We start from the raw sequence: 26,918 nt of genomic DNA, 5'->3' as shown, positions 1-26,918 counted from the left end.
CCCACTCTGCGCCAAAGTCTGTGAGTCCTGCGGAGGTCATGACGAGAACGCTAGGAACGGGAGCCTCGCGGGGGATAGACAGTTGCGGTCAGTTGCGCCCGTCGATCTCGGATTGCACGCGGATGATGATTGCGCGCGCGTCGCGGCCGTAGACCGCCGCTCGGCTCATCTGCTCGAACATTCGGGCGTAGAGGCCGATCTCCTGGGGTTGGGTGACCTCGATGCTGGCGGTTGGGATTTCGAGCGCGACGACCGTCTCATCGAAGATCCAGAAGCCGGCCGAGCCGACTGCCTGACGCTCGATCATGGCGGGAAGGATCCCGAGCGAAATGTTGGGCAACGTCATGACCGACAGCAGCCGGTCGAGCTGAGCAAGCATCGTGTCAGCGTTGCCGGACCACGTCCGCAAGGACGCCTCCTCCAGGAGGACTGCGAAGGTCTTGGTGCCGTCGTAGATGACGGATTGCCTCGCCATCTTCGCGGCGACTGCGGCATCGAGGTCGTCGTGAGCATCTAGAAACTCGATCCATACGGCGAGCATCGCGCGGGCGTAATCAGCGGTCTGGAACAAGCCGGGAACGACATTCAGCTCGTAGATCCGGAAGCGCTTGGTGCGCTCGTACAGCGGGACGCCAGAGAGCATTAGCTGCTTCATGCCGGCGCGCGTTCTACGACGCCACTCCATGTACATCGAGGTGACAGCTCGAGACTGGGCGATCAAGTCCGCAGCTTGATCCTCGGCGCGACAGGCAGCACACCAAGTCCGGATGTCCTGGTCTGTGGGCGTCTGAACGCCATGCTCCAGCTTGCTGATCCGAGTGAAATGCCAACCGGTCGCGGCTGCTAGCTCGCGACCGGTCAGCCCGGCATCCATGCGCAGGTCTCGCAGGCGTATCCCTAAAGCCTCCTGCGCTTTTCTAGCTGAACTACTCGGGTTTGTAGTCACTGTGCGGGATTGCCAAGGACCACACACGTGCGAAGGCATCGCGGCACATTGCCACTGTTGCGGTATCGGTTGTGGTCGTGAAGGCAGTGTTCAGACCTGAGCCCGCGTAGTGCAGAAACACAGCTCGCTCATCGTCGAGGAGGTAGAAATCGTTGCCAGGGATGCACACCTCGGAGACACGACGCCGAGGAACCCAACGAAGATCCTCGCCTGCGTCGACCAGCGGCTGCGTTGTGCTGTATGCCCAACGCTGGTAGTCGCTGAGGGGCTCGGACACGATCATCGCTCGATGCACGATGCGTCCAGCGGCCCGATGAGCTCGCAGTCTCTCGCAATACTCCTTGAGCCATTCGAAGTCGTCCGGCTCACCGGCCGCCCACCTCGCCATGTGTGGCAGCTCGGTCTCCGTGCCATAGGCATCGCGGGTCTCAAGATGCAGCGAGGATCGATTGAACGACCTCAATAGCCTCCCGAAGTCGTCTTCGCTGATCTCTTCCACTGTGAGCGGCGCCTTTACTTGAAGAACTGGATCATGCGGTCCGGGATCTCGACGACGGTCTCACCGTCCGGCACATTGAGTGTCGCAAGTGCGTCTGGGTCTTCGACGACCCAACCCTGCACCACCCAACTCCCGCGGTCAGTCTTGTACAGCGTGGGGCTGTTGTCCGGGCGGGACTGCGGGTCGCCTGCTACGAGCGTCAATTTCATGATGTTTCCCTGCTTCCGTCGTTGCCTGACCTTGCTCCATTTGAGTCTGGAGTTACGGCTTGTTGCCTGTCAGCGGAGTTGCGGGAAGTTGCGCGATCCAGCCTAGCCTCGCAACGCCGGGGAAGGCGCTCATCGTCTACATGCTGTGCTCCCGTGAGGTGAGGATCAGAGGACCGTCAGCGGCCAGAGCCGCTGCTCGGACGGAATCGGTGGATGGTCGACTTGTTGCGAATCGCTGGCGGCCAACGGCGGTAGAGGCTCATTGGTGACACGCAGCCCGGCGAAGCGACGGCTCATCGCAGCGGCGTACTTGATCAGCGAGCGGCCGCTCAGCGACGTACGTGGCAATCACGTGAGCGCCGAACCAGACCTGCACCTTGCGCCGCTCCAGAGTCGTCATCGACGACCTCGCAGATCGCGCAGGACATCGATCACCATCGCCACGGCCAAGACCGCGGCGACCACCGCGAGGACCCGCATCTGTGTGTTCACGAAAGCTCTCATTCCGTACGGTCACCGACAGTCGGATTTCCCGACACGTCGAGCGAACCATCGGCTACGGTGAGTTCGTACCTGCAGCAAAGGTTCCATGTGGTGAAAGCGGTGAACGGCGGGCGTTCACCGAGGGGAGGCACCTGTCGTGTCAAAGACCCGGCAACGCAACATGAAGCTGGCAGCGGTGATCGCCGAGGCCAACTGGTCGCACGCTCAACTCGCTCTCGCGTTCGGACGCGTCGCCACGGAACGCCGATCAGAGGACCACACCGGTATCGGCCGATCGCACGTCTCGCACTGGGTCGCCGGCTCCCGGCCATCAGGTATCGCGCCCGACATCCTCATCGAGACGCTGTCACGGCGGCTCGGGCGAACCGTCACTGTCGATGAGATCGGTCTCACAGCGGCGGCCTCCGCGCCGGCGATCGACTGGAATGCCGATACGCTGACGGCGCTGGTCGATCTCGGGAGAAGCACCTTGGATGTCGAGCGCAGGGCGATACTACGAGCTGCCGGATACTCGGTCGCCGCGCTGGCAATGCCGGATCAGGCTTGGTGGGAACAGCTTCGAGAGCGATCCGCCAGACAGTACTCGGTCACCGGCGGACGACTGGTCGGCCGAGGCGATCTCGATGCCGTGCGTGAGACCGTTCAGCTATTCACGCGCATTGATCAGCGCCGAGGCGGCGGACATGCCCGCGCTGCCGTCGTTCAGTACCTGTCCTCCGACGTCGCCGGATATCTACGCGCTTCCTACTCCGACGACGCCGTACGCCAAGGCATGTTCTCCACCGCCGGCGAGCTCGCCTACCTCGTGGGTTGGATGGCCTTTGACAACTCCGAACACGCTATCGCCCAGCAGTACTTCGCAGTGGCGGTGAAGCTGGCAGCCGAGGCCGACGACGCACCTCTCGCCGCACACATCCTCCGCGCAATGGCCCATCAGGCTGTCGACCTCGGACACCACCGGCAGGCCGTCCGGATCGCCGAAGCCTCACTGGACGGAAAGCGCTACAGCGAGGCAAGTCCTCGCGAACGCTCGCTGATCGGCGTCGTCCATGCGCGCGCACTCGCCGTCGACGGCCAACGAGCCGCCGCCAGCCGAGCTCTCCTCCGCGCCGAAACAGACCTGGCAACTGCGACGTCCGGTGACGACGAACCAGGCCGCGTGTTCTTCTTCGGCGAAGCCAGCTTGGCCCACGAAACCGCCTGCACTCTGCGGGACATGGGCGACCTTGCGGCCGCCACCAAGGAGTTCCAACGCAGCGTCCGTACTCGCAAGGCCGCCACCTTCACCCGCACTCATGCGGTGACCCTCGGATACCTGGGCGCCGTGCAAGCGCGCACTGGCGGCATCGAAGAGGCATGCGGCACCTGGTCGGAAGCCCTCGACGTCATGGACGGAATCCACTCCGGACGAGCCCGCCAAGCCGTCCGCGACATGCGCTCCAGCCTCTCCGTCTACCGAGCCAAAGGCATTCGCTCAGTAGCCGAGCTCGACAGCCGAGCAGCCCGATACCTCGCCGCAGTCGATCGCTGACAGCGCCTTACCAGCAAGGGAAACGATGACCGACCGGTCGATCACTCTCCACCCCGTCGCCCACGTCATCGGCGGCCGCATCGAACCAACCGACGACTACTGGGGCGGCACCCAGGCAATCATCCGCATCGACGACCCGCGCCTCGGTCCCGACGCCACCAAGGGCCTCGAAGACTTCTCCCACATCGAGGTCGTCTTCCACTTCCACCTAACCGACAAGTCGGACCTCCACCTCGGCGCCCGCCCAGCCCGCAACAACCCCAACTGGCCAGAAGCCGGCGTCTTCGCCCACCGCAACATGCGCCGCCTCAACTGGCTAGGCGTCTCCCGCTGCCGCCTCCTAAAAGTCGACGGCCTAGACCTGCACGTCGAAGACCTAGATGCCGTAGACGGCACCCCCGTCCTAGACATCAAACCCTGGTTCACCGACTTCGCCCCCCGAGGCCCCATCCACCAACCCACCTGGCCCACCGAAATGCTCACCAACTACTTCAGCGCCCAGGACCAAGCGACAGATCGCTGATGTGCTCCAGCAGTCGCTGCTCATCTTGTGCGACGAAGGTCTGATCGTGTCCCGCTTCGGCAGCGGCGTGTACGTCGGCGCGCAGGTCGACTAGGCCGTTGGGATGCGCCCTCATGTCGAGAAAGCATTCAAGCGCGACACGGGCACGATCGACTTTGCCGACCCGACCGGAAAGAGGTTGCTCGGCACTCTTGAGGAGCCCATCGATCGCATCTGACGGGTCGTCTCATGCCGCAATCCATCACAGGCCGCTCCCAGACCTCTCGCAGCTACTCGCAGCACCGTCGCGCGCTGGCAAGAATCCAGGCGGTGACCCAGCGGTCAGGGCGGGTGCCGAGAAGATCGCACCCCGATCAGCAGGTGAAGTACTGACCTCGATCCGCGAGCTTGGCGAGCTGGGCTTGGTCTCCAAGCTCCGTGCTGACGTGCGCATTGTCGGCCTTCCGATGATATTCAAGCTCTATGCCCCGAACGACGAAGAGGTCTTCTTCGGCTTCTATCACCGTCGTGGAGCGCGATGCAGAGATCAACGGCAAGCCGGTCTCAATCTTCGATGCAGTAGGCAAGGACGCAGCCCTCTTCCACCACTCGATCAGTGACGACGACCGAGCAACCGGCTCCCAGTGCGTCGACCAGGTGCACCGCTGGTTCGACAGCCATTGGGACACCCTGGGGCAGGCCCGCGACCTGTGGTTACTGATCCCCTGACACAGAGCCTCAGCTCGACAGAAGCCGTTCTCTTCGACTTCGACGGCCGTATCTGCTCACTCTTCGATGGGCTATCCAGCACCCCAGATCACCCGAAAGCTCCTCGAACTGGCCCACCAGATTCGCGACGATCTGGATTCCGCCGTGGAGCAGGCAGCAAGCCCTCACGAACTTCTACTGGCGGCGGCTGGTGACGCGGCCCTAGCCCGACAGCTCGAAGCAGCTCTCCAGGAGGCCAACCGTCGCGCGGTCAGAGCGGCCCGCGCGACGGTTGGCCCGCCGACTCTCTGGCGGCATGCGTCGCGTCGGGGCGCCTCGCCGCGGTCAAAAGCAACAACTATGCGAACGCGGTGGCCGAATACCTAACTAGGGCAGGGGCTTTCAGGGAGCGTTTCTCACATTGAGGGTAGAGACCCGTCTAGTCCGACGCCAATGAAGCCCGATCCGCACCTAATCGACCGTGCGATCAGCGCCCTCGGCAGTGTCTCCATCAGGTTGTCTCTTCATCGGCGACCAGATCACCGGTATAGAAGCTGGTCAGGCGGCGGGCGTCGCGACTGTCGACTACGCGAACAAGCCGGGCAAGGTCGAGGCACTTCAGAACGATGGCACCGACGTAATCGTGACAACCATGCTGACGCTCGCAAGGGCACTCGGCTGACTCGACATCGAACCTGCTGCCGTGGGCTGGGGACGCCTCACGACGACAGATTGCAGCCGTCCGGCGAGCGCCGCTAGGTGAGCCCCCAGCAGAGCTTTAGCTTCGCATCAAGCTCGGCAACCTGCTCGTCGCTAAGACAGCCGGCATAGTCCTCAAGCCGCCTCTTGTCGATCGACATGATCTGAAAAGGAAGGATCTCGCCTTCCTTGTCGAGAGGCTTGCCAACAGGTAGGTAGACAGCCATCTTTCCGTGCTTCACCCTGGTCGTCAGCGCTGCGACGGTCACAACGTTCATCAATCGATTCCAGCTCGACGTCGAGATTATGACCGCCGGACGATGCCCTGCTTGCTCCGATCCGCGAGCGGGATCGAAGTCAACCCAGTAGATCTCGCCCTTCCGCGGTGCGTCCTCGTCTACCACCGGCTCGGGCTACTCGTCCGGCCAGCTCTCGAACGCTGCCGCGAGCGTGGCGTCCGACCACTCCTCAACCTCATCGGCATAGAGCAAGAAATCCTCATCAAGGACCGCATCTTCACGGAGATGCCGGCCAAGCAGCGAGTAAACCTTTGCGTCTTGCTGGGCCGCAGCCTCCGCGATCACGGCGCGTGCGCGCCGCTCAGGCTGCGGATGCATCAGCACATAGCCATCCTCACTGGCTACTCGCTTCATAAGAGTCGTCACAGTCATGAGCTAGTCCCCTCCCCTGACCTAGCAAGACCTACGGCTTGTGCATGAACGAACCGAGTCAGACTGTCAGCCTCCGCCTCAGCCGCCGTCATCTCTTCGTATACCCATGTTGAGAGGTCATCATCCGCAGGATTTGACGTAGTTGACCACCATGAGTCAACGAACGTTGCAACATCGGGATACGTTCTCTTCAGAATCTGCTCGTGAGCGTCTGGCTTGACGCCAGAGGTCCGGCCCGCCATCCGAGCGACTCGCGCAGGCGCCTCGTCCGCCGAAACGATGCCCCACTCAGCCTGGTACTTAGCGTCCCCACGCTCGCGCTCACCATCAACCAGCAACGAGAAATCCTTGATCCGAAGGGTGCTCGCGAGTCGATCGAGGACGTTGTCCGCCGCACGGCCATAGGCCTCTACAACGTTCCCTGTATCCCAAGGGACCAGGTGCTGAAAGTCGAAAGTGATCGACGTTGGCCTGGCATCCAACTTGCTCACGATCGCAACAGCGAGGTCAGCCAAGACCTGGCGCTCACGCCCTGATGAGCGCCTCACTAAACCAAAGAGGCTTAGGCCGTGAACGTCAACTCGAACCCAGATACCACCGACCAACAGGCACCCAACGGAACCCGTATCGATGCGGAATTGGTCCACTTTCCAGCCATGATCCAGCATCTCCACTAGGTCACTCCGCGTATCGTAGATACGCGGACATGGAACCCAGCGGAGGAGCATACTCCGGCTTGTCAACCCCTTCACATGTCCACGCTAGCGCAGCAGTGGTTACTGGAGTATGGGTAACGGCGGGTTTGGACACACGTGTCACATTTTCGAACGTGATCTGCGTCACAATTGCTTCCGAGCTAGCGTGTCGCCGTTGCATGAGGAGCCTCATCGCCACTCACGAAGATCGTCACTCTGTGCAACATTCTAGAGAGTTGATTGGAGCAGAACTGGCCAGTCGGGGCACTTTCTTCCCGAGATGACGCCAACCGGTACGACTTAGCTAGGGGCAGCTCGCGACTCGCACAGCTGCCCGCATGGCTACGTGCTCCCCTGAGTCGTGACGCCACTGTCCGGGCGCGGCAAAGACCGCAACCACGACCCAACAGCCAGCCTCAGCAATCGACGGTCCTGGGCGCTCAGACCTTGTAGACGACGGCGCCGCACAGATGTTCGTGGGCCGCTGTCGACCTGAAAAGCGTAGGTTCGGCGATTCGAGACCGCCCTTGACCACCCCCCTCTCCGACATCGGCGAGGATTCTTCTTTGAGCTTTCATCCCCCGCGTGCACTCGCCACCCTCGGCGGTGCGTGCTATCGCGCGTTCCCCATCCTGCCGCACGTCCGCGGCTACCTGACAAACATGCATTCGTCAGACCCGGGTGCTCCCGCCACGACCGTTCAGTCGACTTCGGGTGGCTCGCGGCGTGTCTGGATGGCAGGTTCGTGCCGGTGGCTGCGGGCCGCAGGTGGGCCGGGCTAGCATCGGCGGCGCGGCTGGGCCGCATCCTTCTGCCGGGGGACTGGAGCGATTCGCCATGAAGTACACCGTCTCGATCGAGATCGCGCTGCCGCGGGAGAAGACGGTTCAGTTGCTCGCCGACTCCGCGCACTTGCCGAAGTGGTTGCGGGGCGTGGTGCTGCATGAGCCGTTGAATGGGCTGCACGGACAGGTCGGTACCAAGTCGCGTGTCGTGATGCAGATGGGGCAGCAGGAGATGGAGGCCATCGAGACCATCACGCGCCGGGAACCGGCGGACCTGCAGGGGATCCCGAAAGGCAGCGTCGTTCGCTTCGAACGCGAGATCGTTGCCAAGGGCATGTGGAACGCCGCACGTGAACGACTGACTGAAATCGGTCCGGAGACGACGCTCTGGGAGAGCGAGAACGAATTCCGGTTCAGCAGCTTGCCGATGCGGCTGGGGGCGCCTTTCATGCGCGGCGCCTTCCGCAAACAGTCGCAACAGCACATGCAGGACTTCAAGGCGTTCGCCGAGCAGGGAACGGACGTCCGCGAAGCGAAGGGCTGACCGACGCGTTGACTCTGCCGCGGACCCTTGAGATGAGCCCCAAGAACCGCCCGAGCGGATCTGCGCCACTGTCTAACCTCCCGCGCGGCGACTCGTGCAGGCGATGCTGAGCGTGAACTGACCGAGACGCACTGAGTTAGACAGTGGTGGCGGTCCGCACCTTCCCGGATCCCCTGCCTTCCTGCACCAGGGGTGCACGGTGGCTTCAGTCGCCGTACAGGAACAGCGGCCGGGCCGTCGAGTGGGGGAAGATTGTCGTCAGAAATCGATGTCCAGCAGCACAGTGCTTCCAGTCGGTGCGACCGACCGTCGGGTCGCGCCTTACCAGTAAGGGGAAACGTGACTGACCAAGGGATCACGGTGCGGCCTGTAGCTCATGTAGTCGGGGGCAGGGTTGTGCCCACGGACGATTATTGGGGTGGTACGCGGGCGATCGTCCGTATCGACGGGAGTGTCTTCGGGCCGGACTCCACCAAAGGGCTTGAGGAGTTCTCGCATCTCGAGGTGGTCTTTCACTTTCACCTGACCGATCAGTCGGATCTCGACCTCGGTGCTCGGCCCGCTCGCAGCAATCCGGAGTGGCCGGAGGTGGGGATCTTTGGTCACCGCAATATGCGGCGGGTCAACTGGCTGGGTGTGTCCCGGTGCCGTCTGGTTGAGGTCGATGGGCTGGATCTGCATGTCGAAGACCTCGACGCAGTTGACGGCACCCCGGTGCTCGACATCAAACCCTGGTTCACCGAATTCGCCCCCAGAGGCCCCATCCACCAACCCACCTGGCCTACCGAAATGCTCACCAACTACTACGCCAACAACAGCTAACCGAGCACGTCCACGCCACCGGCGCGCGATGAGCGCGCAAGGGCGGGCGGTAGCCCGTGGGAGGGCGCGCGGTCGCGCTAGGAGCGGGCGGAGCACGCACCGTCGAAAGGGTGGGCGGTGCGCGCGTAGCTGACGCTGTGAGGAGCGGAGCGACGAGTGGCGGCTGCGTAGCACGCGGGGTAGGGATCCCCTCCGACTACTAGCGCCAGGCTGGGTTGTTTTCGTTGTGGTTGGGGGTTTGGGTGATTCGGCGGACGTTGTGGCCGGTGGGGGTCATGGTGCAGAGGTCGTCTTGTTGTTGGGCTCGGACGAAGCAGCCGAAGAGGATTCGTTGGCCGTCTGGGGAGTAGTCGGGTTTGAAGCCGTGGAGGCCTTTGGTGGCGGGTAGGAGGTGGCGGGCGGGGCCGCCACTCGCTCGGACTTCCCAGATGCCTTCCAAGGGGTCGTCTAGGTTTTCCGGGTTGGCGATGTTGAAGATGATGCGGCGGCCGTCGGGGGACCATTTCGGGTGCTCGATGACGTGCCGGTACGGCGTGATGCGTCGTACATCGGTCCCGTCGGCGTCGGCGATGTAGATCGCGGCGGTGAATGTCGGCTCGAGGCTCAGGCGGGCGAAGGCGATCTTCGAACCGTCGGGTGAGTACGCCGGTTCGACGTCGAAGGTGGTGGACGACGGGCCGAAGAGCGGTCGGGCGCGGCTGCCGTCGGACCGCATTGTCCACAAGGATGTGTGGAAGGCGGGATCGTCCGGGGACTGGGTCGAGCGGTCGAACACGATCGTGCGGCCGTCGGGCGAGTAGTCGCCTGCTTCGGAGATTCCCGGTACGTCGGTCAGTTGGCGGAAGCGTGAGCCGTCGGGACGGACGGTCGCGAGCTGCTGGTTGCCGTCCTCGTCGGTGTAGTCGAACAGCAAGCGCTGCCGGTCGGGCGACCAGTCCGGGAAGCTGCCGACGCCGTCGGCGATGCGGCGCTGGCCGCTGCCGTCGGGGCGGGCCGTCCACAGGCTCAGATCCTCGAAGTCCGCGTTCGTGCGGGTGAACGCGATCCGCGAACCACCGTCAGCGCTGGCGACTGACGGTGACAGCATCGAGCCGACAACAGCGCAAACTACCACTACAGGCCGTGACCATTGCATGACAACCAACTCCCCCAAAACCAATCTGAACTAGTGGTTTCAGGCTAGGAAAGGCACCTTCAGCTGGCCTTAAACCCGTCTGCCCTCCCGAGCGGAGGGCCGAGCCTCGGTCAGGTGGGCGGGTGCGCGAGCCACAGAGGGGTCGGGGCGGGCGGTAGCCCGCAGGGGGCGCGCGTAGCGCGTGGGACTTGGGGTGGGTGGGGCAGCTGCGGAGCACGCGACGAAGGAGTGGGCGTAGCTGCTGCGGGGGTGAGTTTCACATCAGCGTTTGATTCGGGCGGTGTCGTAGGCCCACATGGCGATTTCTACTCGGTTTCGGGCGCCGATCTTGGCCATGACGGCTGTCAGGTGGGTTTTGACGGTGCTGAGGCTGATGTGGAGGTCTGCTGCGATCTCGGCGTTGGTGCGGCCGCGGGAGGCGGCTAGGAGGACCTCTTCCTCGCGGGGCGTGAGCGGGTCGGTCGGTTGGGCCGGGGTGTGGCCGGTGGGTTCGGCGAAGGCAGCCAACAGGCGGGCGGTGATGTTGGGGGCGATCAGGGCGTCGCCGTTGGCGGCGGCGTGGATGGCTTGGACCAGGAGGTCGGAACCGGCGTCTTTGAGAAGGAATCCGCGGGCGCCGGCTTTCAGGGCGCCGTACACGTATTCGTCGAGGTCGAAGGTGGTGATGACGACGATGGGGAGTGGGTCGGGGACGCCGGGGCCGGCTAGTTCGCGGGTGACGGCGATGCCGTCGAGGCCGGGCATTCTGATGTCGAGCAGGCAGACGTCGGGGCGGAGGCGGCGGGCGAACTCGACTGCTTCGACGCCGTCGGCGGCTTGGCCGACGACCTCGATGTCGGGTTGGGCGTCGAGGATCATCGCGAGGCCGGTTCGGACGAGGTCTTGGTCGTCGGCGACGAGGACGCGAATGGTCATCGGCGGACCGCCGTTCGGGGGAGGACCACGTCGACGGACCAGCCGCGGTCAGAGTCAGGACCTGCGGTGAAAGTGCCGCCGAGCAGGGTGGCGCGCTCGGTCATGCCGGCCAGGCCGTAGCCGAGCGAATTCCCGGGGGCTGAGGTGGCCTCGCCGTCGTCGTGGACGGTCAGCCGAAGAGAGTCGTCGTACGACGTCAATCGGACATCGATGCGCGTTGCGTGGCGGGCGTGCCGGATGGCGTTCGTGATCGACTCCTGGGCGATTCGGTAGATCGCGGCACCGACCCCGGGGCCGAGGTTGTCGAGGTCGCCCGACATCGAGACCTGGACCCGCGGCCGGTCGCCGACACTGCGGGCGAGCCGCTCCAGGTCGGCGACTCCCGGTTGGGGCACGAGCGCCGCCGTACCGTCGTCTCGCAGTAACCCGACCATCGTCCGCAGCTCGGCGAGCGTACGCGTCCCCTCGGTCTCGATGATGTCGAGCGCATCGACCGCGGCTTCCGGGCGGGTGGCGGCGACGGCTCGGCCGGCCTGGGCGCGGATGACGATGGCCGAGACGTGGTGGGCGACTGTGTCGTGTAGTTCGCGGGCCAGTTGCTCGCGCTCGCGGAGTCGTACCTGGTCCAGTTCGCGGAGCCGGGCGGTACGCCGGTAGCGGGCCGCGTGGCCGAGTGTCGCCGGGAAGAGCAGGAACATGCCGCCGAGAACCGCTTCGCCCCACCCAGGGAAGTCGCTGGCGGTTCCGGTCACGAGTGCCACCAGGACGAACATCAGCCCGATGAGGACCTCGCGACCGGACGCCCAGCGGAGGAGCGAGTATGGCAACAGCACCACGCAGATCATCGAGTACAGGCCGAAAGGCGCGCTCCCACTGATCAGCACCACGGTGTTGATCAGGATCAGAAGGCTGAAGACACCGACCACCACCTGCAACGGATGGGTACGGCGCCAGAGCAGCGCGTACGCGATTGCCGCAGCGAGCACCAGCGCGACGGGCGGCCACACCACATCGTCGCTGAGCACGACCTCCAGTACGCCGCCTATCAGCACGCCGGCGACGAGCACCCAGTCGCGCCACACCCTCTTGGGCGGCTCGGGTGCTCGCGGCTCGCGCAGTAGCGAGCGGACGGCGTTTCTCAACATGCACACAGAGTAGAGACTCCGGGCCGCCTGGCGTATCGGCTCAAAGTACGGGACTCGACCTGGCTCATCGGCCGAGGGAAGTCCGGCTCATCGCCCGAGGTGGCGCCCAGCCCTTCGACCGCAGGCTGAACCCAACTCTCGCCGAAAGGAACCGTCATGAGGTCGAACCTGTACAAACTGGGCCGGTACGCCGCCCGTCGGCCCTGGGTGGTGATCGGAGCGTGGCTGGTCGTAGCGGCACTCGTGATCGCCGCTTCCGGGGCCTTCGGCAAGAAGCTCGAGGAGTCGTTCGGGGCACCCGGTGTCGACTCGCAAGCCGCGACCGACCTGCTGTCGGCCGCGGGAGCGGATCAGGCCGGGCTCACCGCCCAGGTCGTCGTCACTCCGAACAACCCGGCCGCGACGCTCACCGCGCCCGAGCTGCAGACCGCCCTGACGCGGGTCCGAGAGACCGCGGCGTCGTTGCCGCACGTCGTGTCGGCGGGCGATCCCGTGATCTCGGAGGACGGCAGGGTCGGGCTCATCCGGCTGCAGTACCCGGTGCTCGACAAGCTCGAGCCGAGTGATCTCGAGAATCTGAAGACATTGAGCTCGGGACAAGGGCCGCTGCGGATCGAGCTGGGCGGAGACATCTTCTACGCCTTCGAAGAAGCCCAGGCAGGTCTCGGCGAGGCGGTCGGGTTGATCGCGGCCATGGTGATCCTGCTGCTCGCCTTCGGATCCATCATCGCGATGGGCCTGCCGATCGGTATGGCGGTGTTCGGCCTCGCGCTGGCGATCAGTTCTCTGGGCCTGGTGAACTATCTGATCGACCTACCCAGTTGGGCGCCAGTGCTCGGCAGCATGATCGGGCTCGGCGTGGGCATCGACTACGCGCTGATGATCGTCACCCGGCACCGCGAGTACCTGACCGCCGGGATGGCAGTCGAAGAGGCGGTCGGCCGAGCTGTGTCCACGGCCGGGCAGGCGGTGCTCTTCGCCGGTGGCACGGTAGTGATCGCAATCCTCGGGCTGGCCGTGGCCGGCGTACCGTTCATGACAGCCGGTGGGATTGCCATCTCGCTGATCGTGCTGACCATGGTTCTCGCCTCACTCACCTTGTTGCCCGCGTTCCTGGGCTTGGCCGGGCACTGGATCAACCGCCTTCAGGTACGGCGGGTGCGGTCGACTCCTGGTTCCGGATGGCAACGGTGGGCGGGCCATGTGTCCAGGCACGCGGCGGTTTATGCAGTCGGCGCGACTGTCCTCCTGCTGGCATTGGCCGCACCCGTGCTCGCACTTCGCGTCGGTACGCCCGATGACGGGGCCCTCCCCGTGCAACGCACCGAGCGCCGGGCATACGACCTGGTGGCCGCGGGATTCGGTGCCGGTAGCAACGGTCCGCTGGTGATCGCGGTCGACATCTCGCGCGATCCGAGCGTCGTGCAACCCTTGTACGACGCGATCGGGGCCGACCGCGGAGTCGCATCGGTGGCGCCGCCTCAGGTGAATTCCGCGGCGGGCGTTGCGACACTGATCGCCGTACCGACGACTGGTCCGCAGGACGATGCGACGATGACCACTGTCGAACGGCTGCGGGGCGAGGTCTTCCCTTCGGTACTGCGGGACAGCCCGGCGAAGGCTCATGTCGGCGGTCAGACCGCGACCCTGGCGGATGTCGGTGCGAAGGTCAATGACCGGCTGCCGTGGTTCATCGGCGCGGTGATCCTGTTGTCGGTCGTGCTGCTCATGGTGGTGTTCCGGTCGGTCGTCGTACCGTTGAAGGCTGCCCTGATGAACCTGCTCAGCATCGGCGCATCCTTCGGCGTCGTCGTGATGATCTTCCAATGGGGCTGGGGCGCGAACCTGATCGGACTGGAGTCGACGGTGCCGATCCTGCCGTTCATCCCGATGTTCATGTTCGCCGTGGTGTTCGGGCTGTCGATGGACTACGAGGTGTTCCTGCTCAGCCGGATCCGCGAGGAATACGTGCGGACTGGTGACAACACCAACTCGACCATTCACGGCATCACGACGACGGGTCGCGTGATCACCTCGGCAGCGCTGATCATGATCGCGGTCTTCGTCAGTTTCTCGCTGGCCTCCGATCCGACGGCCAAGATGTTCGGGCTCGGCCTGGCGACCGCCGTACTCGTCGATTCGACCATCGTGCGCTTGATTCTCGTGCCGGCGTTGATGAAGCTGCTGGGTGACGCGAACTGGTGGATGCCCGCCTGGTTCACCCGACGCACGCCGCGGCCGGCGCTACAACAGCAAACTGTCGGTGCGGAGTAGCACAATCGCAGCAGCAGTCGACGAGGGGAAGAGGGAACCATGCTGACGCAGGTTGCAGAGGGTGTACTGGTCCACCAGAGCGAGTTGCTCCAGAACAACACCGCTGTGGTGCAAGGCCGGAACGGCGTGCTCATCATCGACGCCGGGATCACGGACGCCGAAATGGCGTGTCTGGCAAGCGACCTGGATCAGCCGGTTGTGGCGGGCTTCTCGACGCACCCGGACTGGGATCACGTGCTCTGGCACGCCCAGCTCGGCGAGGTGCCCCGCTACGGTACGACGCGTTGCGCGGCCTTCATGCGCGATCTGCGGTCGAACGCGGATTGGGAGGCACGTGTCACCGCGGGGCTGCCTCCGGAGATCGCCGACGACATGTCGCTGGAGCTGTTCGGCCTCATCACAGATCTGCCTGCCGGTGAGATTCCCTGGGATGGTCCAACCGTCCGGATCATCGAACATCCGGCCCATGCCACGGGCCATGCGGCGCTGCTCATCGAGGAGAGTGGGGTGCTCGTGGCCGGCGACATGCTTTCCGATCTCTTCGTCCCGATGCTCGACTTCGATGCTGATCCGATCGAGGACTACCTCGTTGGACTGCAACGGCTCGAGGAGGTGGCGGACGGCGTCGAGGTCGTCGTCCCGGGGCACGGGTCGGTCGGCTCGGGCGACGTACGCAAACGGATCGAGCAGGACCGCGCGTACGTGCATGCCCTGCGTGCCGGCGGCACGTTCGACGACTCACGGATCACGGATCCGCCGCCTGGCTGGGATTGGGTGAGCGATATCCACAACGGACAGGTCCAGCAGTTCGCCAACTGGAGGGCGAGGTGAATGCAATTCTCTGTGACGTTCGGAGCGGTGGGGCCAGGTCGTGATCCACGCGGTCTGGCCGAGCTCGCGCGGATGGCCGAGGACTGCGCGTCGTCCCTGGAAGCTCGCGGCCGAGGCGGTCGCCCTTGACCACCTGTCGAACGGCCGACTCATCCTCGGCGTCGGAATCGGCGACCCCGGTGACCCGTTCCTGGCCGGCGTCGGCGAACCCACCGACCCGCGGGTGCTCGCCGAGATGCTCGACGAATCGCTCGAGGTCATCACCGCCCTCTCGACCGGCCAACCCGTGCACCACAACGGCAAGCACTACCAGCTAGCCGGCGCTCAGCTCACCGCTCGCCCACTCCAACACCCCCGCATCCCCATCTGGGTCGGCGGCAACCTGCTTATCCCCGCAGTCCGCCGCCGCATCCTCCGCTGGGACGGCTCCACCGCCTACAAAGGCCCCACCACCGCACCCCAGAAGCTAACCCCACAAGACATCCGCTCACTACTTGCCGACCGCAACGAACCCCTGGACATCAAGGTCCGCCTAGGCGACGGAGACCCCGCCGCCTACGCCGAAGCCGGCGCCACTTGGTGCGGCCACTGGATAGCCCCAGGCCCACGCTCCGAAGCCGAAGCCATCCTCCGCCAAGGACCACCACGGCTACGGGCGTAGCGGTCCGAAGAGGACGCGACTAAGGAGAGCCATCAGGATCAGGGCCAGGAGGCCTGTCAGGGCAACGATCGAGATGATGCAGGCGATGTTTCTCGCGATCGCCAGGTTTCGGGTGCTGTGGGTGAAGTTGTCGGTCAGGACTGCGAGTGCGGCGAGCATCAGGAAACCGACTATCGCAACGATCATGAGGAGGACGTGGTGACCGCCGAGGGTGCCGGTGGCGGTGAATTTCGAGGTCGTGTCGAGCCATGGCCCGACGGTGTACATCCAGATCGCGGTCGCCAGATCGCTGACCATCAGGAACCAGTACATGGTCGAGGGCCGCGACACGGCCTGCTTCAGAGCAACGGTTTCGGGGTCCTTCGGGCGCACCAGTACCGGGTTGCGGGCGGTGCTCAAGCTACTCAGTCTGCGGACGGCCATCGTGCTACTCCTATCGCCCGGAGCGACGTCCGCCTCTCATCGCGAACGTCCTTCTGACGCTAGTGAGCCTTGGCACGCAGCAGTCTGGCCAATTCCGATGTCGTGACGACATCAACGCGCCTGGTGAACCGCCGCAAGCTCCGCAACCAACGGTTCGCCGGCCCCCCGCGTGCCCGTGAACCACGGATGAACGGTCCCCGGCGCAGCATCGACGTACCGGCTGATCTCGTCCCGCGTCGGACCACCACGGAAGACGGGTTCATCGGCGTCCGGAACAGCCTGATTCAGTACGGCGGTCAGTCGCGCCAGTCGGCGGTTCCGCGTCTTCGGCTGCCGCGAGAGCCGGATCTCCACCATCGCCCGCCGCCACTCACTCAAGACGAACTGCGCTCTACGTTGCCGAACCAGCTCGTCATCGCCATCCGTCAGAGCCGGCGAGGTCTCATACCCAGGGTCGAAAACATCGGCCCGAACATCATCAGCCGACGCACCCCGCAACGGAACGTCCTGGGTGAAGACCGGCGCCCCGACCCCGAACTGCTCGGCGTCACGCCCCGACCGCAACTTCAGGCGGACCGGCGCATGCGCCTCCCCGGAACGTCTGTCGACGAGTCGCACCATCAACTGGTCCGCGATCACCGAAGGCACCCGCGCACCGAACGCGGGTACGACCACGCGGACCGCTGAGCCTCCCCGAGACTCGACCATGCGGATCTCCGTGGCGACGACACGGGCGCGCACCTGACGGGGATCGACCGGGCTGCTCAGCGACGTACTGTCCCCGCCACCGAACTGAACTGTCGGCAACTGCTTGAGAACTCCCCCAACAGGAACGGCGAGCTTCAACCGACTCCACGCTTCAGCGACGGCATCGAAACACTCGTCGGGCCCGCCGGTCACCTGGCTTGCCAGGCCCGCGTATCCGCTCGTGACCCGCGACAACGAGGAATACAAGGCCCGCGGCAACGAGGACGCGGAGTTCGCCAGGCCTGTTAGGTAGGTGGAGAGCTCTCCTGCCGAGCGCCGAGCCAGCACCACTGCCTGCCCGTTGCGGTGCTCCCGTAGCGATCTCGATCGCAAGGTCCGCGCAGCCCGCGCTCGGACGACCGCGCGCTCGGCATCCAGCAACGCCTGATCCAGCGGCACCTGCAGCCAACGATCCAGTGCGTCGATCACCGCGAGCCTCCGCCAAGGCCCCGACCTGGCAGCCTCAACCGGAACTTCGGTGGTGAGTTGCGAGACCAGGCCGGCTCGGAGTTGGTTCAGACGCCGGATGCAGTCCTGCCCCACAACGGCTTCGAGGAGATCCCGGTCCGCCGCGTCCCATCCGTCAACCGCAACCGATCGCCATCCGCCCGGATCCGCCAGATCGATCCCGACACTGACGCCGGCCCCGAGCTGCGTCGTACCGGTCAGGTCGGCCGGCGGCTCGTCGGCCAGCCGGACCTCGGGCACACCACCCCCGCTCCCTGGCACGGTCAGGACGGCGATCATCGAAGTACCTCCTCCGCGCACTGCCGGACCGGCGGGTCGAGATCGTTGATGATGTCAACGATGGGCCGACGATGCGTTGGAATAGGGATCCTTAAAGGGTAGGTCTGCAGGGAAGACGCGTAAAGACATCGGCGAAATCAGGATGCCCGGGCGAATTGCCAGGCATTGACGGAACTCAGGCGGGAAGGACAGTCGGCGGGTTTCGACGGGCCGGCCCAGGGCGGTTCCGAACGGCGAGCGAGCTCGAGGATCGCCAGTCTCTGCAATCCGTTGTATTTGCCGCCATTGCTCCAGACCATGAGGGACATCTCCCCCGCGGACGGGTACCGCAAACGGCGCAGATCGGTCGCGCTGCGCAGAAACTCCGCGCGCAGCCCGTCGCGGAACGCATCGATCCGTTCCTCGACAGCGGCGGCTTCCTCGTCGATCGGCGCCGTCTTCGTCCAGGTCCCCGGGTCGTGCCGCACCCAGCACATGTACTCCACGAAGGCGAGCACCAGGATGTGAGTGGCCGGGGTGAGCCCGGTCGACCGCTCGGCGATCTGCCGGAACAGCTCACTCAGTTCTTGCTGCTCGCGCCAGATCAGCCGGACCGTCCGAAAGACCAACTCGGCATCGCCACCAGCGGCCGGCCTTTGCGGGAGTGCCAGTCGTTCGACCTCACCGGGCCAGGACGGTACGTCGTCGATCTGGCCGCTGTCGTTGACCGCCAGGCACGGAAGCCGCGGGTGCCGGCGCCGCATCTGGACCGCCGCGCCTCCGAGCGTCGTCCAGGCCCGACTGTGCTCGCCGATCGCGCGGTAGGACATCGCTCGGGCGACCCTCATCAGGATCGTCGCCAGGTACGCATCGGACAGCTCGGCGTCGTGCAGGATGCGCGAGGCCTTTCGCCAGTTCCCCAGCTCGAGCGCCTCGATCACGCCGATCATGGCCGCGGAGGGTCTGGCCGAACACCCCTTGCGAAGGGCGATGGCGTCACGGTGAGCATCGGTACTACCGCCGGGAGTCTGCTCATGGGGGCACCTGCCTCGATCATCGAACGGCTGCGGTCGTGAGAAGCTCCTGTCGCTGGCTTGTCCATCTACAGCTGTTCTACCCGTGCATCCACCTAGATACACAGTAGATTCAGTAGAAAGGTGGATTTCCTCTTTCTGAGCCTCGATCGGGCCGGAGAAGTCACGGGATGATCACGATGCAGGCGGTCTTGCTAGCGCCTCAGCCGTTCCACAGTTGTCGATGCGGACCCTGGATCTGTCCACGCTTGAACTTCACCTGTAGTTAGGTGTAATCCGGTGTAGGGTGACCGGATCCATCCTTGGACGCTGACCCTCCAGGAGTGAACCCTTGGCCCCCTCGCCAGAGGCGGTACTCGCCGAGCGGCTGCGCGCGCTCAGACAGTCGCAGCGGCTGACCCAGGCGAAACTGGCACGCGCACTGGGCGGCACCAAGGGCATCTCGGTCTCGGCGATCAGCTCGTGGGAAAACTCCTCCGACCCCAAGCTGCCCCCCGCCAGCCGCCTCCGCGCCTACGCCCTCTTCTGCGCCCAGGACCACGCCACCGAAGCCATCCCTCAGCTCGCCCGCGAAGAGGACCTCAGCTCCACCGAACGAGAAAAGTTCGCCGCGCTGTACCGCGAACTGATCGGCCTCCGGGATGAAGCCAGAAGTAAGCCCAGTACGTCTGCTGCCGGCAGCGGGATCTGGACCTTTGAAGAAGGTCCAGTGACGGTCATCTGCCCAGAGGCACCAGCTGCCTATCGCTCGCCGTTGGCAGACGAGGCGAACCCCAACTACACCCGCATGTACCGGTACGCCGATGTCGACGCCCTCATCGAGCTGTGGGGGCACCTTCGCTCCCGCAATCCTGACTTGGAGGAGCTGTCACACAAGCTTCCCGAGGAGGCCGTCCCGCCCGACCTGGCCGGGCACTTGATCGTGCTCGGCGGGATCGTCTGGAACGACGTCGCCCATCAACTGCAGCCGTTTCTGCGGAACCTGCCGATCCAGCAGGTCGAAGTACAGGATCTCCTCAACGGCGAGATCTTCAGGCTTCCGGACGGGCAGGAATTCCGGCCGCAATGGGGAGAATACGAGCGGATCCTGGAAAAGGCCCCGTCCAAGGAACAGATCACTGCGGAACAGACCGAGGATGTCTGGCGCGACGGTAAACGGCGCAGTCTGATCGAGGACGTGGCATTTCTGGCGCGGGTTCCCAATCCTCTCAATCACACGCGCACGCTGACCGTCTGCAGCGGGGTCTACAGCCGGGGAGTTGTGGGCGCGGTTCGTGCGCTCACCGATATCGCCGTACGCGATCGGAACGAGGCGTATCTGGCCAGCCGGTTCCCCAGCGGATCCTTCGCACTCCTGACGCGGGTCCCGCTGCTCAACGGTGCGGCGATGTCGCCCGATCTGGAGAACCCGTACAACCGGCTCTACGAGTGGTCGCCGAGCGATGAGGCGACTGCGTGAGCCGTATCAGGCACGAACAGTCGCACGCATCCTTGCTCCGCGATGTGTCCGCCTCTCACGTACCCCCCAGCCGAAGCCGGCTGGACGCGATCGTGGTCCCGGCAGCGCGTCCGGCCTCGGTCCTGCAGAACCTCATCGACCTGTCCGCGGACTTGTCCATCCCCCTCGTCATTCTTTGCAGTCGGCAAGCCGGCGTGGAGCAGGTAGCCGAGCGCGTGGAAAAGACTTTGGGAGCTCGCGCCCTGGTCGTCGACGTGCCCACCGGGTATCAGCTGCCGAATCAACCGCAACTGACCGCGTCCCGCAATTTCCGAGAAGCGCTCGCCGACCGCTCCAGTGATCTCAGCCTCAAGCGCAACATCGGACTGGCCCTCGGCCGGCTCCGCGGCTGGCGCAAGCTGCTCTTCGTCGACGACGACATCAGCCACCTGCGGCCCGTGGACGTCGGGCGTCTCACCAGTGTGCTCGACCGTCATCCGGTGGCATCGATGATCACCCGGAGGTTCCCCGACAACTCGGTCGTCTGTCATGCCAGGCGGCTCGCCGGTTTCGAGCAGGACATCTTCGTCAGCGGCGCCGTCCTCGGCGTACAGCTCCAGCATCCGGCGCTGTCGTTCTTTCCTGACGTCTACAACGAGGACTGGTTCTTCTTCGCCCGGCACGCCGCCGATCGCTACCTGCCCAAGGTCGGCGAGGTCCGGCAACTCACCTACCTGCCGTTCGCCGACCAGCAGCGAGCGGCTCGCGAGGAGTTCGGCGATCTGCTCGCCGAGGGTCTGTACGGACTGTTCGAGAGCACCCCGGGATGCGACTTCGACGAACAGCTCGCGATCGCCACCAAGACAAGCTACTGGCGTGAGTTCAAAGAAGTTCGCCTGGCGATGATCCAGGAGACGCTGGACGGGCTCTGGCAAGCAGAGTTCAAGGCCGACATCATCCTGGATCCCACGGTGGTCGACGCAGAGGATGCGCTACACATCGCCGAGAAACAGACGACGAGCATCTCGGCAGAGTTGTGCGTCGACTATCTCGATGCCTGGCGACAGGACGAGTTGAGCTGGCAGAAGTACCTCCTGGATGTCAATCAGGTGACCAACGAGCGTTATGCCTTGGCAGAGCTGGGATTGAACACCTGGATCTCTTGCGGGTACGGCGCCAAGGTTCTGACGTCCGGACCGCGAAAGGAGCGGCAGCCTGAGCCCGCATCGGCGGCGGCGCTCGTCTCCGGTCGCTCCTGAAGAGACTGTTTGAATGATTGGTTTCACTTGAGGCAGCTCGAAGCGGGCAGCTAGACTCCCTTTTCCCCGCGCGCTCGGACGGAGGGGTCCCGGTTGCTTGAGCTGCAAGGGTTCGATCGGCAGTTTTCTGTCTTCCGTCTCGAAGCTGACGACTGGCCAAGCGCCAGAGAGTTGCGGCTGCGGGCTTTGGCAGAGTCGCCCGAAGCATTCCTCGGCGGCATGTCCTCAGAGCGCGAGTACGACGCGAAGCATTGGCGCGGCGACCTCGAACTCAATGCCTGGTTCCTGGTCGGCCTGGACGGCAACCCCGTCGGTCTCGCGAAGCTCAACCGCACTGCAGAACACAACGACGGCATGCACCTGGAAGCGATGTGGGTCGCCCCGGAAGCACGCCGCCGAGGGGTCGGTGCAGCCCTGGTTTCGGCACTGGAGTCGACGGCGACCAGCCTAGGCGCGCAGCTCCTACGTCTGTGGGTGTTTGCCGAGAACCGATCTGCTCAAGGCTTCTACCGGCGACTTGGCTACACCGGCCCGACCCGGACCCAGAAGATCAAGGTCAACAACCAGGTCAGGATCGAAGAAGAGTTCGAGAAGCATCTTGGGTGACACGCCATTTCAGGAGGTCCACGTTGGGCGCGCTGGTGGAAATCGCGGGGAACTTGACTGCAGCGGCAATCGGAGGACTGGCGACCGCGGGCTGGCGAGTCGTGCGCAGCAGAATGGGCACCAAGGACGTCCGGGCGATGTGGGGCCCATTTCTTGACGGCAATTCCTGCATCGTCGAGGGCAGCCTGAGTGCAGCCACACTCTCCGAAGCACTGCCCGGCTGGGTGCCGACCGGACTCAAGCAACCTGCGACCGATCTCCTGCCACACATCGAGAGCTACCTGCGTGACCAGGAGCCGGCCGGCTTGATGGGCCGCGGTGACCACGAGGCAATCGTCAGAGTCCAAGCCGGTCTGGCCAGAGCAGGTCTTCCGCACACTCTTCCGGTGCGAGCTGACTACGACCTGGGCGAGCGCAAGAAAGACAACCTGATCGTGGTCGGCGGGCCTGACGTCAACTCTGTGACGAAGGAACTGCTCAAGCTGCTCGACTGCGCGGTGACCATCGCGATGGATGACTCCGATCGCAATGGTGTCGAGGACTTGATCCACGGCCAGCGGTATGTGACTCGAGCGGTAGAGGCCGAGACGCGGGACTACGGCATCTTGATCAAGGCTCCGAGCCCATACCAAGAGGGCAAGCACGTCCTCATCCTGGCCGGCGCCCATGGATTCGGCTGCATGGCCGCGGGCTACCTGGCCGTCAACGACATCGCGAACATGGCCAACCTCAGCCGGAGATTCCCGCACGGCTTCGAATGCATCGTCTCCTACCGCCGATCAGGCGAAACTCTGACCGAGAAGAACCTGGTCGTCCTGGCACGACCGCTACGGGACACCGCCTGAGCTACCGCACCGGACGACACTATAGGTGTTACCTATAGCGGTTACTGTCTTTTCGTCTTTGTGTGCTTTGTTTTTCGGCTTTAGGTTGAAATGGAGATTGCCGGGAAACGAGAGGTTGGACGATGTTGGAGTTTGCGGGGAAGCGGGCTGTTGTTACGGGTGGTACTCGGGGGATCGGGGCTGCTGTGGTTCGGCAGTTGGTGGCGGGTGGGGCGGAGGTGGTTGCTACTGCTCGATCGGCGGGGCGTGGTGGGCCGGAGGGCGTGACTGTGGTGGAGGCCGACGTACGGGGGCGGGGTGGGGCTGAGGTTGTGGCGCGGGCTGTGGCGGAGCGGTTTGGTGGGGTGGACATTGTGGTTCACAACGTGGGTGGGGCGCGGCCGTTTGTGGATAGTTCAGCTATTCCTGATGAGGAGTGGCAGGACGCGTTGGACTTGAATTACTTGGCCTCTGTGCGGCTGGATTCGTTGCTGGCGCCGGGGATGCGGGAGCGGCGGTCGGGGGCGATTGTGCATGTGTCTTCGGCTGCGGTGTTTACGCCGATTGGGCCGTTCTTGCATTACATCGCGGCCAAGGCGGCGTTGGAGAGTTACAGCCGTGGGTTGTCGGTGGAGTTGGCGCCGTACGGCGTTCGCGTGAACACCGTGACGCCGGGGCGGGTCGCGACGCCGGGTGGGGAGGCGACTCGCGAGCTGTGGGCGCAACTGGAGGGTGCGTCAGGGGATCTCGGCTCGCCGCCGTTGGGACGCGATGGACAGGCTGACGACATTGCGAATGCCGTGTTGTTTCTGGTGTCTGAGCGGGCGGGGTGGTTGACCGGCAGCAATCTCGTTGTCGACGGCGGCGAATATCCCAGGCGTTGAAGGAGAACACGCGATGGAATTGCAGGGTAGAACCGCATTGGTGACCGGCGGGACGTCTGGGATCGGGTTGGCGACGGCTCGGTTGCTGGCTCGCGGTGGTGCTGAGGTTGTCATCAGCGGTCGTGATGTACGACGTGGTGCGAGTGCCGTGGAATCGGCGCGGAAGGATGGCGCGGTTCGGTTCATACCGGCTGATCTGGCTGACTTGGAGTCGGTTGCTGAGCTCGGTCGACAGAGTGGGCCGGTGGATATCTTGGTCAACAACGCTGGTGCTTTTCCGACGGCATTGACCATTGAGCAGAGCGTTGCGGACTATGAGCGGATCTTCGACACCAACGTGCGGGGTGCTTATTTCCTGGTCGCGGCGCTCGTGCCACACATGCTGGCGAAAGGTGCGGGGAGCATCGTCAACGTGACCACATTGGCTGCACACAAGGCGTTTGCGACCACTTCGGCGTACAGCGCTTCGAAGGCTGCATTGGATTCGCTGACGCGGACTTGGGCAGCTGAGTTCGCGGAGGGCGGCGTACGGGTGAATAGCGTTGCGCCTGGGCCGACGCGTACGGAGGGTGTGCTGGCTGAGTGGGGTCCGGAGGGGAATGAAGGGATGGCGAAGGAGTTGGGGCTTGGGCGGACGGCGCAGGCATCGGAGATTGCCGAGGCGATCTACTTCCTAGCTTCTCCGCGCGCCAGCTATGTCAACGGGACCACGCTCCACGTCGATGCCGGCGGTCGTGTCTTCTAAGGGCCAGGTCGCCTGACGGAGGAGTTCGAGCAGGGCGGTCTCGGCGGGACCCGCGTCCTCACGGACGACAGCGATCACGGGTTGGGTGACGACCGGGGACACCGGGCGGATGAGGTGCTCGTTGCCGTCGGGTACCGCCGAGGCCGGAACGAGTGTGACGCCCAACCCGTGCGCGGCCCAGCGCACGGCCGTCGAGGTCTGGGAGACCCGGGCGGCCGTGGTCGGGGCCAGGTCGTGGTCACGGAGGACACTCAGCAGTACGCCGTCGAGCGCGCTGTCGCGGTCGAAGCGCAGCCAGGTTTCGTCTTTCAGGTCGCGGAGGTTGACCCGGTCCTCTTTGAGCAATTCGTGCCCAGGACCCAGCACTACAACGAATTCCTCGACTCCGAGGCGGTGTGCGTTGGCCGGGCTGCGATCGCATGCGGCCATCAGGGCGAGGTCGAGTACGCCGCGACTGCAGAGGCGCTCCAGCTCGGCCGAGCTCTGCTCCTCGAAGACGGTGACCTCGAGGCGCGGGAAGCGGCGGCGGAGCGCACTCAGAGCACCCGGCAGCTGCCGGGTCCCGAAGCCCAGCTGTACGGCGACAACCAGCTCGCCCACGAGTTCCGCGGCACCGGCCCGGGCGGTCGCTCGCGCGCGGCGTGATGCGTTCACCGCAACCTGCGCCTCGCGCAAGAACGCGCGGCCGACAACTGTCGGTACCAAGCCGGTCGGTGTACGGGCGAACAACTGCACCCCGAGCTCCCGCTCCAGCCCACGAATCTGCTGCGACACCGACGGCTGCGCAACCCGCAACCGCTCCGCGGCCGCCGTCACCGAGCCTTCCTCCGCAACAGCCAACGCGTATTCATACTGCCGAAGGCTCATGCTCCCCAGTCTTACACCGCACGCCAGCACCCGACCGACAGGACGTATACGCCTGCGCCGGTCTTCGCGCGGCGGTTGCAGGCGAGCACGGGGCTATGCGTAGAGGACTACGTCCTGTTCATAGAGCGACCCAACGCGTCGGGAAGGACACGTAGTAGTGGGTTTGGGACGGTATTGCGGCTGGCTTTTGAGCGTGGGTGAGGTGGTGTCTCGGGACTACTACGTGTCCTTGGCGACAGGGCTAGCGGATGCGGTGGCCGCGGAGGACTACGGCGGTGGGGGTGGCGAGGATGTCGGGGTGGTGGCGGGGGTCGACGTCGTAGGTGACCAGGTCGTCGGTGGTGGTGAGGCCTAGGAAGGTGGCGGCGGAGGTGGTGGCGGCTTCTAGGGCTTGGGTGACGGTCAGGCCGTGTTTGACTAGTTGGTCGACCTCGCCGGCGACGGTTCCGATCATGTCGGAGCCGGTGAGGACATGGACGCCGTACTGGCGGGCGAGCGGGAGCATCTCGGTCATGTGTTCCGTGCGCAGGCGGCGGCGTTCGGCTTGTTGTGGGGTGGCGTTGGGGTCGGGTGGGCCGTAGGCGGAGAGGGTTGGGGTCCAGCCGCCGCCTCGTGCGCCGAGGGTTTGCAAGTCTTCGGCGGTGATGACTTCGCCGTGTTCGACGGAGTCGATGCCGGCGCGGATGAGTTCGCTGACCAGGCCGGTTTGGACGTGCGCGGCGACCCGGGCGCCGCGGGCATGGGCTGTTGCGATCAGTTGATCGACGGCGTTGGGCTCGTAGTTCGGCGTCATCGGGCTGCCGGGGATCGGGCCGTCGGGACCGACCGGCGGGAAGTCGGCGACCAGTTTGATCCAGGTGGCGCCGGCGTCGAGCTCGGCTTCGACCGCGGTCACCAGGTGCTCGGCGGGAACGGGTTCGTAGATGCCGTTGAAGTACGACGCTTCCGGAGCGAAGAACCGTCCGGCCGCAAGGACTAGCGGGCGACCCTCCTCAGGGTTCGCTGCGAGTTTGAGCGTAATCGACCGATCGCCACCAACATCCCGTACGGCGCGAACTCCCGCCTGACCGAGGTCGTCGAGCATCGCCCGCGCGGCCGCTTCGTCGAGCGGTACCGGCGTGCGCTCCTGAACCCCGACCGTCAAGTGGCAATGCGAATCCACCAACCCCGGCAGCACAAACCGCCCTGGCAATGTCTCGGCCGCACCACTCCCCGCCTCGACATGCACCTGCTCCCCGGTCGGCAGACCGATCCCGTCGAATACCCAGCGCGTCATACCGGCATCCTCC

Annotated in this window: 30 protein-coding genes; 16 read left to right on the top strand and 14 right to left on the bottom strand. The window is 64.8% G+C overall.

The genetic code is table 11. From position 1 onward, the window contains the following. Positions 1 to 88: 88 nt before the first annotated feature. The 4 genes from ACFTSF_RS03815 to ACFTSF_RS03800 all read right to left on the bottom strand — a co-directional run bounded on the left by ACFTSF_RS03815 (position 89) and on the right by ACFTSF_RS03800 (position 2,054). Positions 89 to 985, bottom strand: coding sequence for a helix-turn-helix domain-containing protein (locus tag ACFTSF_RS03815; RefSeq protein ID WP_380152345.1), 897 nt, complete (start codon positions 983 to 985; stop codon positions 89 to 91). Next, on the bottom strand, positions 927 to 1,445 hold the full coding sequence (locus ACFTSF_RS03810; RefSeq protein ID WP_380152344.1) for a DUF6879 family protein: 519 nt from the start codon (positions 1,443 to 1,445) through the stop codon (positions 927 to 929). The genes ACFTSF_RS03815 and ACFTSF_RS03810 overlap by 59 nt, the downstream gene beginning before the upstream one ends. Before the next feature lie 14 nt (positions 1,446 to 1,459). Next, the gene (locus ACFTSF_RS03805) at positions 1,460 to 1,654 is read right to left on the bottom strand and encodes a hypothetical protein (protein WP_380152343.1); all 195 of its coding nucleotides are present in this window, start codon (positions 1,652 to 1,654) and stop codon (positions 1,460 to 1,462) included. 259 nt (positions 1,655 to 1,913) lie between these two features. After that, positions 1,914 to 2,054, bottom strand: coding sequence for a hypothetical protein (locus ACFTSF_RS03800; RefSeq protein ID WP_380152342.1), 141 nt, complete (start codon positions 2,052 to 2,054; stop codon positions 1,914 to 1,916). Between the two features lie 240 nt (positions 2,055 to 2,294). Between ACFTSF_RS03800 and ACFTSF_RS03795 the strand changes: the two genes are divergently transcribed. The 4 genes from ACFTSF_RS03795 to ACFTSF_RS03780 all read left to right on the top strand — a co-directional run bounded on the left by ACFTSF_RS03795 (position 2,295) and on the right by ACFTSF_RS03780 (position 5,581). Then, positions 2,295 to 3,689 carry a hypothetical protein gene (locus tag ACFTSF_RS03795; RefSeq protein ID WP_380152341.1) on the top strand — a complete coding sequence of 465 codons (1,395 nt, stop codon included), beginning with the start codon at positions 2,295 to 2,297 and terminating at the stop codon, positions 3,687 to 3,689. Positions 3,690 to 3,714: 25 nt separating this feature from the next. Beyond that, the gene (locus tag ACFTSF_RS03790) at positions 3,715 to 4,212 is read left to right on the top strand and encodes an SAM-dependent methyltransferase (protein WP_380152340.1); all 498 of its coding nucleotides are present in this window, start codon (positions 3,715 to 3,717) and stop codon (positions 4,210 to 4,212) included. A gap of 507 nt (positions 4,213 to 4,719) precedes the next feature. Further along, complete coding sequence (locus ACFTSF_RS03785) at positions 4,720 to 4,920, top strand: hypothetical protein (RefSeq protein WP_380152339.1); 201 nt, start codon at positions 4,720 to 4,722, stop codon at positions 4,918 to 4,920. Positions 4,921 to 5,401: 481 nt separating this feature from the next. Continuing rightward, a complete protein-coding gene (locus tag ACFTSF_RS03780) occupies positions 5,402 to 5,581 on the top strand; it encodes a hypothetical protein (protein WP_380152338.1) in 180 nt (59 codons plus the stop codon). Between the two features lie 73 nt (positions 5,582 to 5,654). On the opposite strand, the gene ACFTSF_RS03775 is transcribed toward ACFTSF_RS03780, so the two are convergent. After that, the gene (locus tag ACFTSF_RS03775; protein WP_380152337.1) at positions 5,655 to 6,002 is read right to left on the bottom strand and encodes a type II toxin-antitoxin system PemK/MazF family toxin; all 348 of its coding nucleotides are present in this window, start codon (positions 6,000 to 6,002) and stop codon (positions 5,655 to 5,657) included. A 9-nt stretch (positions 6,003 to 6,011) separates the two neighbouring features. After that, positions 6,012 to 6,269, bottom strand: coding sequence for a hypothetical protein (locus ACFTSF_RS03770; RefSeq protein WP_380152336.1), 258 nt, complete (start codon positions 6,267 to 6,269; stop codon positions 6,012 to 6,014). Positions 6,270 to 6,472: 203 nt separating this feature from the next. Between ACFTSF_RS03770 and ACFTSF_RS03765 the strand changes: the two genes are divergently transcribed. The 3 genes from ACFTSF_RS03765 to ACFTSF_RS03755 all read left to right on the top strand — a co-directional run bounded on the left by ACFTSF_RS03765 (position 6,473) and on the right by ACFTSF_RS03755 (position 9,115). Further along, entirely contained in the window at positions 6,473 to 6,805 is a 333-nt protein-coding gene (locus tag ACFTSF_RS03765; protein ID WP_380152334.1) for a hypothetical protein, read from the top strand. 996 nt (positions 6,806 to 7,801) lie between these two features. After that, a complete protein-coding gene (locus tag ACFTSF_RS03760; protein ID WP_380152333.1) occupies positions 7,802 to 8,293 on the top strand; it encodes an SRPBCC family protein in 492 nt (163 codons plus the stop codon). Positions 8,294 to 8,689: 396 nt separating this feature from the next. Further along, complete coding sequence (locus ACFTSF_RS03755) at positions 8,690 to 9,115, top strand: SAM-dependent methyltransferase (protein WP_380152331.1); 426 nt, start codon at positions 8,690 to 8,692, stop codon at positions 9,113 to 9,115. A gap of 199 nt (positions 9,116 to 9,314) precedes the next feature. Here the strand turns inward: ACFTSF_RS03755 and ACFTSF_RS03750 are convergent, their stop codons facing one another. The 3 genes from ACFTSF_RS03750 to ACFTSF_RS03740 all read right to left on the bottom strand — a co-directional run bounded on the left by ACFTSF_RS03750 (position 9,315) and on the right by ACFTSF_RS03740 (position 12,310). Further along, positions 9,315 to 10,202: a TolB family protein gene (locus tag ACFTSF_RS03750; RefSeq protein WP_380152330.1), complete on the bottom strand. Its 888-nt coding sequence runs from the start codon at positions 10,200 to 10,202 to the stop codon at positions 9,315 to 9,317. A gap of 309 nt (positions 10,203 to 10,511) precedes the next feature. After that, entirely contained in the window at positions 10,512 to 11,165 is a 654-nt protein-coding gene (locus ACFTSF_RS03745; RefSeq protein WP_380152329.1) for a response regulator, read from the bottom strand. Further along, entirely contained in the window at positions 11,162 to 12,310 is a 1,149-nt protein-coding gene (locus tag ACFTSF_RS03740) for a sensor histidine kinase (protein ID WP_380152328.1), read from the bottom strand. Before ACFTSF_RS03740 ends, ACFTSF_RS03745 begins: the two co-directional genes overlap by 4 nt. Before the next feature lie 156 nt (positions 12,311 to 12,466). Here ACFTSF_RS03740 and ACFTSF_RS03735 point away from each other — a divergent pair, with 156 nt between their 5' ends. From ACFTSF_RS03735 to ACFTSF_RS03725, 3 genes are read left to right on the top strand one after another with little or no spacing between them, the layout of a single operon-like run. After that, a complete protein-coding gene (locus ACFTSF_RS03735) occupies positions 12,467 to 14,584 on the top strand; it encodes an MMPL family transporter (protein WP_380152327.1) in 2,118 nt (705 codons plus the stop codon). 39 nt (positions 14,585 to 14,623) lie between these two features. Beyond that, entirely contained in the window at positions 14,624 to 15,415 is a 792-nt protein-coding gene (locus tag ACFTSF_RS03730; protein ID WP_380152326.1) for an MBL fold metallo-hydrolase, read from the top strand. A 40-nt stretch (positions 15,416 to 15,455) separates the two neighbouring features. Next, positions 15,456 to 16,076: an LLM class flavin-dependent oxidoreductase gene (locus tag ACFTSF_RS03725; RefSeq protein WP_380152325.1), complete on the top strand. Its 621-nt coding sequence runs from the start codon at positions 15,456 to 15,458 to the stop codon at positions 16,074 to 16,076. Here ACFTSF_RS03725 and ACFTSF_RS03720 read toward each other — a convergent pair. The 3 genes from ACFTSF_RS03720 to ACFTSF_RS03710 form a co-directional block, all read right to left on the bottom strand. After that, positions 16,065 to 16,499: a hypothetical protein gene (locus ACFTSF_RS03720; RefSeq protein WP_380152324.1), complete on the bottom strand. Its 435-nt coding sequence runs from the start codon at positions 16,497 to 16,499 to the stop codon at positions 16,065 to 16,067. The genes ACFTSF_RS03725 and ACFTSF_RS03720 overlap by 12 nt on opposite strands. A 111-nt stretch (positions 16,500 to 16,610) precedes the next feature. After that, positions 16,611 to 17,993, bottom strand: coding sequence for a hypothetical protein (locus ACFTSF_RS03715; RefSeq protein ID WP_380152323.1), 1,383 nt, complete (start codon positions 17,991 to 17,993; stop codon positions 16,611 to 16,613). A 137-nt stretch (positions 17,994 to 18,130) separates the two neighbouring features. After that, on the bottom strand, positions 18,131 to 18,922 hold the full coding sequence (locus ACFTSF_RS03710; RefSeq protein ID WP_344153143.1) for a hypothetical protein: 792 nt from the start codon (positions 18,920 to 18,922) through the stop codon (positions 18,131 to 18,133). Positions 18,923 to 19,337: 415 nt separating this feature from the next. Here ACFTSF_RS03710 and ACFTSF_RS03705 point away from each other — a divergent pair, with 415 nt between their 5' ends. From ACFTSF_RS03705 to ACFTSF_RS03680, 6 genes are all read left to right on the top strand, one after another. Beyond that, positions 19,338 to 20,465, top strand: coding sequence for a helix-turn-helix domain-containing protein (locus tag ACFTSF_RS03705; protein WP_380152322.1), 1,128 nt, complete (start codon positions 19,338 to 19,340; stop codon positions 20,463 to 20,465). Beyond that, complete coding sequence (locus ACFTSF_RS03700; RefSeq protein ID WP_380152321.1) at positions 20,462 to 21,703, top strand: hypothetical protein; 1,242 nt, start codon at positions 20,462 to 20,464, stop codon at positions 21,701 to 21,703. Before ACFTSF_RS03705 ends, ACFTSF_RS03700 begins: the two co-directional genes overlap by 4 nt. Before the next feature lie 93 nt (positions 21,704 to 21,796). Beyond that, positions 21,797 to 22,309 (top strand): GNAT family N-acetyltransferase, encoded by a 513-nt coding sequence (locus tag ACFTSF_RS03695; protein ID WP_380152319.1) that lies wholly within the window; start codon positions 21,797 to 21,799, stop codon positions 22,307 to 22,309. Between the two features lie 101 nt (positions 22,310 to 22,410). After that, positions 22,411 to 23,154, top strand: a complete 744-nt coding sequence (locus ACFTSF_RS03690; RefSeq protein ID WP_380152317.1) for a hypothetical protein — start codon at positions 22,411 to 22,413, stop codon at positions 23,152 to 23,154. A 122-nt stretch (positions 23,155 to 23,276) separates the two neighbouring features. Then, positions 23,277 to 24,017 carry an oxidoreductase gene (locus ACFTSF_RS03685; protein WP_380152316.1) on the top strand — a complete coding sequence of 247 codons (741 nt, stop codon included), beginning with the start codon at positions 23,277 to 23,279 and terminating at the stop codon, positions 24,015 to 24,017. Positions 24,018 to 24,030: 13 nt separating this feature from the next. Next, entirely contained in the window at positions 24,031 to 24,762 is a 732-nt protein-coding gene (locus tag ACFTSF_RS03680; RefSeq protein ID WP_380152315.1) for an SDR family NAD(P)-dependent oxidoreductase, read from the top strand. On the opposite strand, the gene ACFTSF_RS03675 is transcribed toward ACFTSF_RS03680, so the two are convergent. Together ACFTSF_RS03675 and ACFTSF_RS03670 are read right to left on the bottom strand one after the other, a co-directional pair. Then, positions 24,691 to 25,629, bottom strand: a complete 939-nt coding sequence (locus ACFTSF_RS03675) for a LysR family transcriptional regulator (RefSeq protein WP_380152314.1) — start codon at positions 25,627 to 25,629, stop codon at positions 24,691 to 24,693. The genes ACFTSF_RS03680 and ACFTSF_RS03675 overlap by 72 nt on opposite strands. Positions 25,630 to 25,870: 241 nt before the next feature. Further along, on the bottom strand, positions 25,871 to 26,905 hold the full coding sequence (locus ACFTSF_RS03670; RefSeq protein WP_380152313.1) for an amidohydrolase family protein: 1,035 nt from the start codon (positions 26,903 to 26,905) through the stop codon (positions 25,871 to 25,873). Positions 26,906 to 26,918 lie beyond the last annotated feature (13 nt).

The sequence above is a fragment of the Kribbella sp. NPDC056951 genome (assembly GCF_042674205.1).
GTDB lineage: Bacteria > Actinomycetota > Actinomycetes > Propionibacteriales > Kribbellaceae > Kribbella > Kribbella yunnanensis.
The sequence above is the reverse complement of the archived record's forward strand: the minus strand, read 5'-3'. Positions and strand labels throughout refer to the sequence as shown.